Source organism: Nitrincola salilacus, assembly GCF_046271865.1.
Taxonomy (GTDB): Bacteria; Pseudomonadota; Gammaproteobacteria; order Pseudomonadales; family Balneatricaceae; genus Nitrincola; species Nitrincola salilacus.
The window spans coordinates 845342-858982 of record NZ_CP176580.1; the positions used below are offsets into that span (position 1 = coordinate 845342).

12 protein-coding genes are annotated in these 13641 nt (G+C 52.6%); 9 read left to right on the forward strand and 3 right to left on the reverse strand.

Annotated features, from left to right (window positions below):
• Positions 1 to 10: 10 nt before the first annotated feature.
• From pheA to ACK3CJ_RS03890, 9 genes are all read left to right on the forward strand, one after another.
• Positions 11 to 1132: a prephenate dehydratase gene (gene pheA, locus ACK3CJ_RS03850; RefSeq protein ID WP_409525104.1), complete on the forward strand. Its 1122-nt coding sequence runs from the start codon at positions 11 to 13 to the stop codon at positions 1130 to 1132.
• 36 nt (positions 1133 to 1168) lie between these two features.
• A complete protein-coding gene (locus tag ACK3CJ_RS03855; protein ID WP_409525105.1) occupies positions 1169 to 3379 on the forward strand; it encodes a bifunctional prephenate dehydrogenase/3-phosphoshikimate 1-carboxyvinyltransferase in 2211 nt (736 codons plus the stop codon).
• Positions 3379 to 4071 (forward strand): (d)CMP kinase, encoded by a 693-nt coding sequence (gene cmk, locus ACK3CJ_RS03860; protein WP_409525107.1) that lies wholly within the window; start codon positions 3379 to 3381, stop codon positions 4069 to 4071. The genes ACK3CJ_RS03855 and cmk overlap by 1 nt, the downstream gene beginning before the upstream one ends.
• A 28-nt stretch (positions 4072 to 4099) precedes the next feature.
• The gene (rpsA, locus tag ACK3CJ_RS03865; RefSeq protein WP_409525108.1) at positions 4100 to 5764 is read left to right on the forward strand and encodes a 30S ribosomal protein S1; all 1665 of its coding nucleotides are present in this window, start codon (positions 4100 to 4102) and stop codon (positions 5762 to 5764) included.
• Between the two features lie 80 nt (positions 5765 to 5844).
• The gene (gene ihfB / locus ACK3CJ_RS03870; RefSeq protein ID WP_151703985.1) at positions 5845 to 6135 is read left to right on the forward strand and encodes an integration host factor subunit beta; all 291 of its coding nucleotides are present in this window, start codon (positions 5845 to 5847) and stop codon (positions 6133 to 6135) included.
• A gap of 49 nt (positions 6136 to 6184) precedes the next feature.
• Positions 6185 to 6490, forward strand: a complete 306-nt coding sequence (locus tag ACK3CJ_RS03875; protein ID WP_409525109.1) for a LapA family protein — start codon at positions 6185 to 6187, stop codon at positions 6488 to 6490.
• 1 nt (position 6491) lies between these two features.
• Entirely contained in the window at positions 6492 to 7712 is a 1221-nt protein-coding gene (lapB, locus tag ACK3CJ_RS03880) for a lipopolysaccharide assembly protein LapB (protein ID WP_409525110.1), read from the forward strand.
• Positions 7713 to 7733: 21 nt separating this feature from the next.
• Positions 7734 to 8456, forward strand: coding sequence for an orotidine-5'-phosphate decarboxylase (gene pyrF / locus ACK3CJ_RS03885; protein WP_409525111.1), 723 nt, complete (start codon positions 7734 to 7736; stop codon positions 8454 to 8456).
• A gap of 127 nt (positions 8457 to 8583) precedes the next feature.
• The gene (locus tag ACK3CJ_RS03890) at positions 8584 to 8874 is read left to right on the forward strand and encodes a ComEA family DNA-binding protein (protein ID WP_409525112.1); all 291 of its coding nucleotides are present in this window, start codon (positions 8584 to 8586) and stop codon (positions 8872 to 8874) included.
• 142 nt (positions 8875 to 9016) lie between these two features.
• Here the strand turns inward: ACK3CJ_RS03890 and ACK3CJ_RS03895 are convergent, their stop codons facing one another.
• The 3 genes from ACK3CJ_RS03895 to ACK3CJ_RS03905 form a co-directional block, all read right to left on the reverse strand.
• Entirely contained in the window at positions 9017 to 9910 is an 894-nt protein-coding gene (locus tag ACK3CJ_RS03895) for an AEC family transporter (RefSeq protein ID WP_409525113.1), read from the reverse strand.
• 103 nt (positions 9911 to 10013) lie between these two features.
• Positions 10014 to 10487, reverse strand: a complete 474-nt coding sequence (locus ACK3CJ_RS03900) for a universal stress protein (protein WP_409525114.1) — start codon at positions 10485 to 10487, stop codon at positions 10014 to 10016.
• Positions 10488 to 10502: 15 nt separating this feature from the next.
• The gene (locus ACK3CJ_RS03905; RefSeq protein ID WP_409525115.1) at positions 10503 to 13358 is read right to left on the reverse strand and encodes an FAD-binding and (Fe-S)-binding domain-containing protein; all 2856 of its coding nucleotides are present in this window, start codon (positions 13356 to 13358) and stop codon (positions 10503 to 10505) included.
• Positions 13359 to 13641 lie beyond the last annotated feature (283 nt).

The window sequence follows — 13641 nt, forward strand, 5'->3', positions numbered from 1 at the left end:
GAGTCGATCCATGAGTAGCGATGAGCAGAAAACTTCAGTACAGGAAGATGCCCTTCGTGTACTGAGGGATCAGATTGACAGTATCGACCTGCAGGTTCAGCAGTTGATCAACCAGCGTGCACGTTGCGCTCAGCAGGTTGCCGAAGTGAAGCAGCAGTTTCAGGGCTCGCAGCAAGCTGTTTTCTATCGCCCGGAGCGAGAAGCACAGGTGCTGCGTTCCGTGATGGCACGCAATGAGGGGCCGCTTCCCGATCAGGAGATGGCCCGTTTGTTTCGTGAAATCATGTCGGTCTGTCTGGCGCTGGAGCAGCCCCTGCATGTGGTGTTTCTCGGGCCGGTCGGTACCTTCACTCAGCAGGCGGTTTTGAAACACTTCGGGCATGCCGTCAAGGGCGCGCCACTTGATACCCTCGATCAGGTATTCCGCGATGTTGAATCAGGCACTGCCCACTATGGTGTGGTGCCGATTGAAAGCGCGAACGAGGGCGCCGTCAGTCGCACACTGGACCTGTTCAGTCGTTTCGATGTCAGTATCTGTGGTGAGGTCGAACTACAAACTCACTACCACTTGCTGACCGGCCATAACGCCGATGTCAGTAAGATCAAACGTATCTACGCCCACCAGTTTGCCTTCTCCCAATGCCATCACTGGCTCGATGCCCGCTATCCGGATGCCGAACGTATCCCTGTGGTTTCCAATGCGGAAGCTGCTGATATGGTGATTGCTGCCGGGGATGCTGCTGCAGCCATCGGCAGTGATATTGCGGCCGAGCTGTTTGATCTTGTCGTGGCTGAGCGCAATATTGAAGATCAGGTCGACAGCGTAACGCGCTATCTGATCATTGGTAATCAGGATGTTTCTCCCAGTGGGCAGGATAAAACGTCGATCTTGCTGCTTGCACATGATAAACCCGGTGCCTTGTATGATCTTCTGGAGCCTTTCAGACGCCGCGATATCAGTCTGACGCGATTGGAAACCCGTTCCGGCAGCAAGGCTGGCTGGGATACGCTTTTCTATATCGACTTCGAAGGGCATCGCGATGATCCCGAGGTGCAGCTACTGCTGGACGAGCTTGAGAAGGGCACCGTTGAGCTCAAACAGCTGGGCTCTTATCCCAAGGCAGTGCTCTAAGTTGGATTCCTTGATGTCGCTGACAAAGGTAAGGCTGTGAAGTACGCAATAGACAGGGTGCTGGTTATCGGTCTTGGCCTGATAGGCGGTTCTTTTGCCAGAGCACTGCGTTCGCGTGGAATTGTGCGCGAAGTGGTCGGATATGATCGCAATCCGGATGAGGCGGCACTGGGTGTCAAGCTGGGGGTGATCGACCGTTCTGCCGATGATCTGGCTCAGGCGGTCGGCGAAGCTGATCTGGTGATGCTGGCGGTGCCGGTCAAGGTGATGGAGGCTGTGCTGGCTGCCGTTGAACCCCACTTGAAGCCACATACTCTGTTGACGGATGTCGGCAGCACTAAGGCTAATCTGGTTGCCGCTGCGCGAACCATCTTTTCTGTCATACCCCCCACCTTTGTACCCGGGCACCCGATTGCGGGTGCTGAAAAGAGCGGCGTCAGAGCCTCGGATGCCGATCTGTTCGAACGTCATAAAGTGATTCTGACCCCTCTGCCTGAAACTGACTCCCATGCAACGTTGCAGATCGCCCGCCTCTGGCAGTCGATTGGTGCTGAAGTGTTGCAGATGGATGTTGATCGTCATGATCAGGTGCTGGCTGCGACCAGCCATCTGCCACATATGCTGGCTTTTTCTCTGGTCGATACGCTGGCGCATGAAGAGGAGAATACTGATATTTTCCGCTATGCGGCCGGTGGTTTTCGTGACTTCACGCGAATAGCAGCCAGTGATCCGATGATGTGGCATGACGTCTGTCTGGCCAATCGCGACGCACTGCTGAAGCAGATGGATCAGTTCACGGATGGACTGACACGGCTCAGGCAAGCGATAGTGGCCGGCGACAGTCAGAGTCTGCTCGGGATCTTCACGCGCGCCAAAGTGGCACGCGAGCATTTCACGCGTATTCTCAGTGGCTCAGCATATGCACAGGTGCTGTCGCAGCAGGCGATAGATCTACGTGTGCAGGGTGCTGCTAAGCTCAGGGGTGAAATTACGTTGCCGGGTGATCTCTCCATTTCACACCGTGCGATCATGCTCGGCGCGCTGGCAGAGGGTATCACTGATATAGAAGGTTTTCGCGAGGGTGAAGACAGTCTGGCGACCCTGCAGGCCTTCCGTGATATGGGCGTGGTGATCGAAGGACCTCATCAGGGGCAGGTGCGTATTTATGGCGTCGGTCTGCACGGGTTGCAACCACCACCAGGACCTCTCTATCTGGGTAATTCAGCTACCTCCATGCGCTTGCTTGCTGGTCTGCTGTCGGCGCAGACCTTTGCCACTGAGTTGTTTGGCGATGAATCGCTGAGCCAGAACTCCATGGCATCTGTTATCGAGCCGTTACGTCAGATGGGTGCCAATATTCAGGCTGTCGCGAGCTTGCCGCCGCTGAAAATAGAACCATCAGAAAAGTTGATCGGCATGCGTTATGAGATGCCTCAACCCAGTGCTCAGGTCAAATCCAGTCTGCTGCTGGCTGGCCTCTATGCGACAGGTAAAACAGAGGTTTCAGCTCAGCATGTTACGCGTGATCATACGGAAAGAATGCTGCAAGGTTTTGGCTATACTGTAAATAGACAGGCGCACCGGGTCAGCCTTGACGGTGGAGAAACGTTGCAGGCAACACAGCTGCGTGTACCGGGCGATCCGTCCAGTGCGCTGTTTTTCATTATTGCAGCTACAATAATTCCGGGATCCGAATTGCGGCTTCCCTATATGGGCGTTAATCCGACACGCATGGCGGCGCTGAATGCCTTGGATCAGATGGGAGCTTCGCTTAGCTACCACAATACCACTGAGTCCAGAGGCGAGGCGGTAGCGGATATTAGTGTCAGAAGTGCTGAGCTTAAAGGTGTCACGATCAGTGAAGAACTGCTCTATGGGATGTTGGATGACCTGCCTCTGCTGATGGTGGCGGCGATGCGTGCAGAAGGCCAGACCCGGTTTGAATTACCGGATGAGTGTGCAGAGCGACTACACGAGCGACTTCATCCTATGGTAGCGTTGATGATTGATCAGGGGATAGCTGTTACCTATACACAACGTGAGTTGCTTGTCTCACCCGGATGTTTCCGAGGGGGAGATATAAGAGGTGTTTCAGATCCGAGAATAGCCCTCGCGTGCGTTCTTGCGGGTTTGTCTGCCACTGAGGAGATCAGAATAATAAATTGTGCGTCTGTCCTGTCGTTTTTTCCGGATTTTGTGGAGCAGGCGCAACGGATAGGTATCCAGATTCATAAGGAGGCGGACTGATGTCCACCAGTGATAAGTGTTTTGTTATAGCGGTTGATGGCCCCAGTGGGTCGGGTAAGGGTACTTTGTCACGCATGCTGGCCAGCCATTTTGGTTTTCATCTGCTGGATAGTGGTGCTTTATACAGATTAACGGCGGTGGCGGCTAGGCACCATGGCGTGGCGCTGGATGATGTCGAAACCCTGCAGGTTCTGGCCGCGCATCTGGATGTACAGTTTGTTGCCGGGAGTGGTGGTGATGAGGCGCGTATCATCCTCGAAGGTGAGGAGGTCACCAATGCAATCCGAACAGAATCAGTAAGTTCCGATGCCTCCGTTGTTGCTTCTCTTGGTCCGGTTCGCACGGCTTTACTGGCGCGGCAGCGAGACTTTGCGCAGCCTCCGGGGTTGATTGCAGATGGTCGTGATATGGGTACGGTGGTCTTTCCAGATGCACCCTTGAAGATATATCTGGATGCCAGTGCCGAAGAACGTGCAAGTCGCCGATATAAGCAGTTGATTAGCAAGGGTCTCGGTGCTAGCCTTGATGATATATTGAACGATATCAAAACGCGTGACTCACGCGATATGAATCGCGCGGTGGCGCCCCTGAAACCGGCGTCTGATGCGGTGGTGCTGGATTCGACGTCGATGGCGATCGAGGCAGTGTTCAAAGCAGTGTTGGATGAAGCAAGACATAAAGGGCTGCACTGAAGCAGCTTTACTTTGAGGATGCACGGTGATGAGTGAAAGTTTTGCGCAGCTTTTTGAAGAAAGCCTGAAAGAGCTGGAGATGGCCCCTGGTTCAATTGTGACGGGTACGGTTGTTGCAATTGAAAATGACTTTGTCGTGATCCATGCAGGCCTCAAGTCAGAGGGAATCATCCCTGTCAGTGAGTTTGTCAACGAGAATGGCGAGCTGAATCTGGCCGTTGGCGATGAAGTCAGGGTGTCGCTTGAGGCGCTGGAGGACGGTTTCGGAACGACTAAGCTCTCCAGAGAAAAAGCCAAACGCGCAGAATCCTGGGAAGTGCTTGAGAAAGCCTTTGCCGATCAGGAAACCATCACTGGGTATATCACCGGTAAGGTACGCGGTGGTCTGACCGTCGATGTTAACGGCATCAATGCCTTCCTGCCGGGTTCGCTTGTGGATGTGCGTCCACTGCGTGACACCTCACATCTTGAAGGCCAGGAACTGGAGTTCAAACTGGTCAAGCTTGATGTGCGCAGCAATAACATTGTTGTATCTCGTCGTGCGGTGCTGGAAGAGGCCTACAGCGAAGAGCGTGAGAAGCTGCTGTCCACCATGGAGGAAGGGCTGGTAATCAAGGGTGTGGTCAAGAACCTGACAGATTACGGCGCCTTTATCGAACTGGGCGGTATAGATGGTCTGCTGCATATCACCGATATGGCGTGGAAGCGTGTCAAGCACCCGAGCGAGCTGCTCAGTATCGGTCAGGAAATTGATGTCAAAGTGCTCAAGTACGATCCCGAACGCAAGCGTGTATCGCTGGGTCTTAAACAACTGCATGAAGATCCCTGGAACCAGCTGGTGCGTGAAAAGGCTGTCGGCGACAAGGTCAAGGCTCGCGTTACCAATCTGACCGATTACGGCTGCTTTGCCGAGATAGGTGATGGCGTTGAAGGGTTGGTGCATGTGTCCGAAATGGATTGGACCAATCGCAATATTCACCCTTCCAAAGTCGTGCAGGTTGGTGATGAAGTCGAGGTCATGATCCTTGATATCGATCAGCAGCGTCGTCGTATTTCACTGGGTATCAAGCAGTGCAGTGAAAACCCCTGGCAGGGCTTTGCCAGCCGTTTCAACAAGGGTGACAAGGTAGCCGGGGTGATCAAGTCGATCACGGACTTCGGTATCTTCATTGGCCTTGAAGGGAATATTGATGGCCTGGTACACCTTTCTGATCTGTCCTGGGAAGAGCCGGGTGAAGAGGTCGTCAAGCGCTTCGCCAAGGGGCAGGAGATCGAGGCGGTTGTTCTGTCGGTGGACTCTGAGCGCGAGCGTATCGCTCTGGGTATCAAACAGATCAATTCAGATCCCTTTGCCGAGTTTGCTGATGTTAATACAAAAGGCAGTGTTGTTACCGGCAAGGTAATGCAGGTCGCTGATCGTCAGGCAACTGTTGAGTTGGCCGAAGGCGTTGAGGGGCTGCTGAAGTTGTCCGAATTTGACAAGGATGGCGCTGAACCAGCTATCGGCAGTGAAGTGGAGGCGGTTATTGTCAGTATTGATCGACGCAATCGCACCATCAACCTGTCTGTGAAGCAGTTGGCTGATAAAGAGGAAAAACAGGCCATCAAAGCAATCAAGGAACAGGCGCCTGAGGTGGCAGGACCGACCACCATCGGTGATCTGATCAAGGCTCAGATGGAAAAGAATAAGTAAACTGGCCCCCTCGGGCTCGTTACCCTGGAGACGAGACTGGCAGTCAATTGACAGTCTCGTTTAAAAGTGGAGAGAAGGGTATGACCAAATCAGAGTTGATAGACCGACTGATCGATCTTCATCCGCAACTGTCTGTGAAAGATGTTGAGCTGGCAGTCAAGGCCATGCTGGATCACATGACTGAAGCACTGGCAAATGGAGATAGAATCGAGATCAGAGGATTTGGAAGTTTTTCACTGCACTATCGAGCACCACGCATTGGACGCAATCCGAAAACCGGGGAGTCAGTTCCGCTGGGTGCCAAGTATGTACCGCATTTCAAACCTGGAAAAGAGATGCGTGATCAGGTAAATCAAAGCCTCAAGACTTAAATTTCAGTCTGACAAATAATAGGTCAGACAGTGTCAAGGGAGTTAAGGCGTGCGTTTTATCAAACGACTACTCATGCTATTGATCGCACTGGCGGTAGTGCTGCTCGGTGTGATGTTCACGATTCACAACACAACCAGAGTCAGTATTGATCTGGTGCTTGTCACTCTGCCCGAAGCGAGTCTCTCGCTGTGGCTGATCGGTGCCTTTGCGCTGGGAGCTTTACTGGGGCTGGTTTTCAGTTCATTTGTCATTATGGCATTGAAGACTCGACTCTACGCGCTCAATAAGCGGATCAGTGCCTCACAGCGCGAACTGGAAAAAACACGACTGTCGAGCTCGAAAGATCTGGCATGAAATGGGGGATATCCTTCTTTTCATCGCTTTGACGCTTGCTGTTGCTGCCGGTTGGGGAATCAGTCGCTTTCAACATCGCTTGCGCTTTCGCAAGATACTGCCTGCACTGAATCGAGATCATAATAGAGAGCACTCTAATAGAGAGCACTACAATAGAGAGTACTATAGTGGTCTTGATTTTCTGATCAATGATCAGCCTGATGAAGCGATTGAGAGCTTTATCAGAGTGTTGGAGGTCAATTCCGATACGATCCCTGCTCACTTGGCACTTGCCAAACTTTTCAGGCGCAAGGGCGATTTTGAAAGGGCGATTCAGATCCATCAGGATCTGCTCAACAGACCGAATCTCTCCTCCATTGATTTGCAGCGTATTCAGATGGCGCTGGCTCGGGATTACGATGCTATTGGGTTGCTGGACCGTGCTGAACAGATACTTCTGGAAATAGTGCAGAACAAGCCAGAGCAAGAGATCAGAACGAAAGCACTGATGCTGCTGATGCGTCTGTATGAGAAGGAGGGGGAGTGGCAAAAGGCGCTTGAGACGGCCAGCAGGCTGGAGCATAGCCAGATGCACTCGGTTCAGCATAAACTTGCCCACTATTACTGTGAGCTTGCCGAGAGCTTTCATGTCCAGCAGAACGACGAGCAAGCATCATTGTATCTGCAAAATGCACTGCAACGGGATAAAAACTGCGTTCGAGCAACGCTGTTGCAGGCCCACGTACATATGCGATCAGGTGCCTGGCGTTCGGCGATCAAGGTGCTCAAACGGGTGCCGGATCAGAATCTGCTGCTGGTGTCTGAAACGATTCCTCTGCTTGAGCGCTGTTATCGTGAGCTGGGTGCGATGCATGAGTTTGAGCAGTATCTCAATCTCTGCCTGCACAAAGCCCCCTCAACAACGGTTATTCTTGCCATGGCAGAACGGGTTGATGCGCATGAGGGGATTAATGCAGCGGCCATGTTTATAATGGAAGAGTTGAAAAAGAGGCCCTCGATACGAGGGTTTAACCGTTTGATAGACCTTCATATTCAGCAGGGTGGGCACAGCGTCAAAGAAAGTCTGACGACCCTGCGTGGTTTGACCGGACAGCTGGAGCGCAGCAAACCTGTGTATCAGTGTCTGCAGTGTGGCTTCGAAGGTCGAACGCTGCACTGGCACTGTCCCTCCTGTCGAGAGTGGGATAGCACCAGACCAATACAGGGGCTGGAAGGCGAATAGATCAGGATTACTGGAGTAAAAATGAAACAAGATCACAAGCCAATCATAGTGGCGCTGGATTATCCTGATGCGAAAAGTGCGCTGGCAATGGCCGCCAGGCTTGAGCCGGAGGATTGCAGGGTCAAGGTGGGTAAAGAGTTGTTTACCCGTTGTGGACCTTCGATCGTCGAGTCCTTACAGACGCTCGGTTTCGATGTGTTTCTGGATCTCAAATTTCACGATATCCCCAATACGACAGCAATGGCTGTCAAGGCAGCGGCTGAGCTGGGCGTATGGATGGTGAACGTACATGCCGGCGGCGGGCGGCGCATGATGTGCGCTGCACGCGAAGTTCTGGAACAGACACCGGGTTGTAATACGCTGTTGATCGCCGTGACGGTACTGACCAGTATGGAAGCAGATGATCTTGCCGAGCTGGGTATTACGGCATCGCCGCTGGAACACGTTAAGCGGCTGGCGCTGTTGACTCAGTCATCAGGCCTGCATGGCGTTGTCTGTTCTGCTCAGGAGTCCTCTATGCTGCGAGAGGTGGTGGATGCTGATTTCAGTCTGGTAACCCCGGGTATCCGTCCTCTGGATGCGGCCTCAGGTGATCAGCGCAGAATCATGACCCCTTCGGATGCCATACTGGCTGGTAGTGATTATCTGGTGGTGGGCAGGCCAGTGACGCAGGCGAATGATCCCGCCGCCGCTGCACGGGCCATTCTGGATGAAGTGAATCAGGCAGTGGCTCAACGGCAGTAGTGCTGGAATCCGTTAGTATACCGTGAGTATAAAAAACATGGCTTTGGGTCTGGAAAAACGCCTGAAAGTGTAATAGTGTTGAATCTGTCGGCAGGAGCTGGCAGATTATCATCAACAAGGAGGTTTTATGAACCGCACATCATTGCGTGCATTCGCACTGCTTTTTCTGCTTTTTTTCTGTTCATTCGCAGCCGCTTCAGGCATCAATATCAATACCGCTTCGGCAGATGAGATCGCAGCTGCGCTGACCGGTATAGGCCCAGCGAAAGCTCAGGCGATAGTTGAGTATCGGGACTCCCAGGGGCCATTCGTCAGCGTTGAGGAGTTGTCTCAGGTGCGAGGTATCGGTCAGGCAACAGTTGACCGTAACCGGGAAGTCATCATTATCGGTGATGAGGTTGCAGCGGCCGAGGAGTAAATGACTGAAGAGTAGGTGGCTAAGAAGTAAATGTTAAAAGAGCCGGCCATGGGTTGTTCCCCTGGTGGCTGGCTCTTTTTTCAGATGCTCTGATATGAAATGCTCTGAAGTACACTCCCTCAGAAATACCACTCAGGTGGCGTCAGATGATAAAGAACAGTACTACCGGGATAATGATCAGGCTGCCAACATTTCCGATCAGCACTATGGATGCCACCAGATGGGGCTCCTGGTTGTAGCGTTCGGAAACCATGTAGTTGAGCACCGCCGGTGGTAAGGCGCCAAAGAGAATCAGATAGGCAAACTGTACCGGTTCCAGTTGCAGGAAAGGCTGCAGTGCAAGCGCGATCAGTATGCCGCTCACAGGTGCCAGAAGCGCACCTGCTACCCCGACGCGCCAGTTGGAAAAATCGATACTGGTCATGCGTACGCCAAGCGCAAACAGCATCAACGGAATGGCTATCTGTCCCAGCATATCAACAAAGGTTCTCAGAGCCGGGTAAAGTGCAAGACCGAGACTGCTCCATATAAGGCCTGCGACAGTTGCCATGATCATTGGGATTCTGAGCATGCGCAGAATGTTGGTGCGGTTATCCAGCATATAGAGCCCAAGCGTAAAGTGCAGCACGTTCTCCACCAGAAACAGCACCACTGCGGCAGGCAACGCAGACTCACCAAAAGCCAGCACGATCAATGGGATACCAAGATTACCACTGTTGCTGAACATCATGGGTGGCAGGAAGGTCTTGGGGTGCACCTTCAGGAGTCGACAGAAGGGCCATATCAGTAGCCCTGAGCCTATCACGACAATCAATGCACCTATCGCAAGGGTTGAATAGCTGGGAAGATCAAAGGATTCTGCCGACATGACCGAAAAGATCAGGGCCGGGGTGAAAATATCCATATTGATCTTGTTGGCAACCGACATGTCTGTCTGACGCTTTCGAGCATAGAAATAGCCGACACTGACTATTGCCAGCAGCGGGAAGATAGTCAGAAAAATGCGCTCGATCAGGCTGTAAGTGGCACCATCCATTTCTTTGTCCTGTCATGACTGACAGAGCAGGTATCGGTGTGATGCCTGCTCCATGCTGAATAGGCCACTATAAGACTTTCATAAGTAAAAGGAAATGTAAGTCTCAGGTTGGAATCACAAAGACGGGCAGCTTGGCTTCGCGAATCACCTCCTGCGTTGTATGGCTGTGATGGCCGAAGCTGTTCTCTGCTCCCATCACGATAATATCGACATTCATCCGCTTCGAGACACGCAAAATGGCATCTGTTGGATTGCCCTCTTCGACCATGGTTGCAATGTCCAGTTTGACTTCTTCAGTCAGGGCATCCAGCTCCTCGTCACAGAACTTCTTCACACGATCCTGCATTAACTCATGCATCTGTGATACGCCTTCAGTATGCAGTCTCTCAATGACATCCTCAGGAAGGAAGTTGTGAATCAGAGCATGGGAGGTAGCATTGATCGGCTCCATGACATGCAGCATGATGATTCTGGCGTGCATTTTCAGAGCGAGCTGCACTGCATGGCGAAAGACGGGGCGAGTGTTGTCACCCAGTGTTGTGGTGTACAACAGCGTTTTCAATTCAGGTAGTGACATTAAGATAACTCCTTGTTAATCAAGCGGGTGAGTAGTATTGGTGGCCAGCGATACGGGCCTGGCTTTGGAGCAACTGTCTAAAAGGTATACAACAGATTGGTAGCTGATGCCACTGTGGTGGCTGAGTCCGATTTCACAGGTTCTGCTGGTCGACACCCCCTGGGTGCAGTGCTCAACTCTGCTCTTCAGGTTGCGCAATGCAGATGTGTTGAGTTCGGGGACTGAAAAGCCCTTATCACCGGCAAATCCGCAGCAGGTGATATCGGGAGGTATGACCAGCTCATTGCAGCAGGCTGATGCTATTCTGGTCAGTGAGTCAGCCAGGCCCATGCGAGTTGTGCTGCAGGTGATATGCAGTGCAACAGGCTTCTGTAAGGGGGTGATATCGAGTTTATCGAGTACAAAACGGGCAATGAACTCGACACTGTCATACAGCTGAATACGTTCATCGATCCCCTCTTTCATGCGCAGGCTGCAGGGGCTGGTATCGCTGTAGACGGGTATGTCACCTCCTTGCGTCGCCTGCAGCAGTGCCTTATTCAGCTCTTCAGCTTTGAGTGAAGCGGCATCAAAGAATCCCTTGGATTGAAAGGGCATGCCACAGCATAAGCTGGACAGGTTATCAGGGTAGATCACGTCAAATCCGGCCTTGCGCAGCAGGGCTTCGGTTTTGTCTGCCAGAGAGGTCTGGTCCGTGTCACCGGCAGCCGGTCCCATCGTACGACTGGCGCAACTGGGTAGATAGACGACTTTCGGCGCTGAAGTGAAACCTGCTCTGGTTGGCTTTATACGCCGAGCTGGCGCGGGAAGCGCGGGTGTCCATTGTTGCAGTCGGTTGCCGCTGAGTCTGCGTGCAAAACCGGTCACTCGTGTCATGGCAGATGTGCCGATCAGCTTGTGTGTTGTATTGGCAAGACCGAAAGCTATTCTGCTGGCTTGTGTGGTGGCGCTGAAATGTCGTGCGACCCACTCGGCCTTACCGGCATGTTTCAGGTTTTCATCGCGACGAATTTCGCGTGTCAGATCCCCGGTATTGATACCAACCGGGCAGGCGGTTGAGCAGAGCCCGCAGGCGGCACAAGTGGCATCCCCCTGGAAACGATAGTCCTGTCGCAGTTTCTGCAGTCGAGTCGGATCCTCTCCCGATTGCTCCAGCCGTGCTATCTCACGCCAGATAACGATGCGTTGGCGTGGCGTCAATGTCAGGGCTCTGGATGGGCAGACAGGTTCGCAGAAGCCGCACTCTATGCACTTGTCTATAAGCGGGTTGGCCGGTGGCAAGGGCTTGAGGTTCTGCAGGTGTATATGAGGATCGCGATTCAGGATCACACCCGGATTCAGGATGTCTGAAGGATCCAGCAGTGCTTTAAGCTCCCACATGAGCAGATAAGCATCCTGTCCCCATTCCAGTTCAACATAGGGGGCCATATTGCGGCCGGTACCATGCTCAGCTTTGAGTGAGCCATCGTATCGGTTCACGACCAGATCCGCGACGTCATCCATCAGCCCTTCATAGCGTTTAATCTCGTCATCGGTATCGAAGGATTGCGTGAACACAAAGTGCAGATTGCCCTCCAGCGCATGTCCAAAGATAATCGCTTCATCATAGTGCCAGCGTTGAAAAAGTTGATGCAGGTCCGCTACGGCATCGGCCAGTCGCTCGACCGGAAAGGCAACATCTTCAATGATAACGGTGGTGCCGGTGAGACGTACGGCGCCCACAGCGGGGAACAGCCCTTTGCGCACAGACCAGTAAAGCGCACTCTGTGCAGCATCTGTCGTGAACTCGATCGGCTGGCAGGTATGAGTGTCACGCAGCGTCTCGATGATCTGTTGTATCTGATGATTAAGCGTTGTCGAGTCGCTGGCGCGGGTTTCAACCAGCAGGGCGGCAGCATCATCCGGCAACTCACGGATCAGCTCGGGCATGCCGGGTTTTCGTTCGACGGATCTGAGTCCGGCGCGGTCAATCATCTCTACTGCAGCGACAGGTGCGTGCTTCAGTAGTGCAACCGCTTCGCAGGCGGCGCGAACGGTGTTGAAGAAAATCAGCGCAGAGGCTTTGTGCTCATGCTCCTCCACCGTTTGGTAGGTGATCTCGGAGATAAAGCCCAGGGTGCCCTCCGATCCGATCATCAGGTGCTGCAGAATATCGATCGGGTCCTCATAATCCACCAGTGAATTCAGTGCGTAGCCGGTGGTGTTTTTCAAGCGGTATTTATGCTCTATGCGCTGCTTCAGTGTCGGATTGGCGTTCACCTGCGCGCTCAGTGCACGCAGAGCATCCAGTAAGCCTTGATGGCTGTTGCGAAAGGCTCGTATGGATTCTGGATCTGATGTATCCACCAGTGTGCCATCTGCCAGCACCAGACGCATGTTGAGCAAGGTGCGATAGCTGTTCTGCGCGGTACCGCAGCACATACCGCTGGCATTGTTGGCAGCGATGCCGCCGATTTTTGCGGTGTTGATGGAGGCTGGGTCTGGTCCGATTTTACGCTTATAAGGTGCGAGGAATCTGTTGGCCTGGGCACCGACTACGCCTGGTTGCAAGGTAATTCTCCCGGCATCTGGGCTGATACGGTAACTATCCCAGCCATCGCCGAGTTGAATCAGAACCGAGTCCGTGATCGCCTGCCCCGACAGGCTGGTGCCTGCTGCTCTGAAAGTAATCGCTACTTTTTCCTGTTGCGCGAGCTGAATAATCCGAATGATCTCGCTCTCACTGTTGGCACGGATGACGATCTGTGGAATCAGGCGGTAGAAGCTGGCATCTGTGCCATAGGCAAGCGTTCGCAGTGGATCGGTGATGATCCGCTCTTCAGGTATGAAGGGTTGCAGTTGCTTCAGAAAATTCGAAAAGAGTGCTTGCATGACAGAGGTACCGGCTATTTTTATTAATTGGTAATACCATTTATCCAAATATAAAGTACACTTTATTGAATCTTGATTGATGCTGTCAATTAAAATTCGGTTCTGTGTGGTAGCTATGTGGTACCTATGTGCTATCTATATGCTACCTAGGGTAATTGCTTACATTGAAAAAGTGGTTAAACCAATTCAAGATTGAGCTTAGACTGAATCGGCACGATCTGTTAGTTGTCGCAGTACAATACTGCTGTTGTACCTATGTTGTATCGATGTTGTTTGTAAATTG

Excerpts from the sequence above, each read along its gene's own strand:
- ACK3CJ_RS03900 (WP_409525114.1), bottom strand. The coding sequence starts at position 10,487 with ATGTCACTACCTGAATTGAAAACGCTGTTGTACACCACAACACTGGGT.
- ihfB (WP_151703985.1), top strand. The coding sequence starts at position 5,845 with ATGACCAAATCAGAGTTGATAGACCGACTGATCGATCTTCATCCGCAA.
- pheA (WP_409525104.1), top strand. The coding sequence starts at position 11 with ATGAGTAGCGATGAGCAGAAAACTTCAGTACAGGAAGATGCCCTTCGT.
- cmk (WP_409525107.1), top strand. The coding sequence starts at position 3,379 with ATGTCCACCAGTGATAAGTGTTTTGTTATAGCGGTTGATGGCCCCAGT.
- rpsA (WP_409525108.1), top strand. The coding sequence starts at position 4,100 with ATGAGTGAAAGTTTTGCGCAGCTTTTTGAAGAAAGCCTGAAAGAGCTG.
- ACK3CJ_RS03895 (WP_409525113.1), bottom strand. The coding sequence starts at position 9,910 with ATGGATGGTGCCACTTACAGCCTGATCGAGCGCATTTTTCTGACTATC.
- ACK3CJ_RS03890 (WP_409525112.1), top strand. The coding sequence starts at position 8,584 with ATGAACCGCACATCATTGCGTGCATTCGCACTGCTTTTTCTGCTTTTT.
- pyrF (WP_409525111.1), top strand. The coding sequence starts at position 7,734 with ATGAAACAAGATCACAAGCCAATCATAGTGGCGCTGGATTATCCTGAT.
- lapB (WP_409525110.1), top strand. The coding sequence starts at position 6,492 with ATGGGGGATATCCTTCTTTTCATCGCTTTGACGCTTGCTGTTGCTGCC.
- ACK3CJ_RS03905 (WP_409525115.1), bottom strand. The coding sequence starts at position 13,358 with ATGCAAGCACTCTTTTCGAATTTTCTGAAGCAACTGCAACCCTTCATA.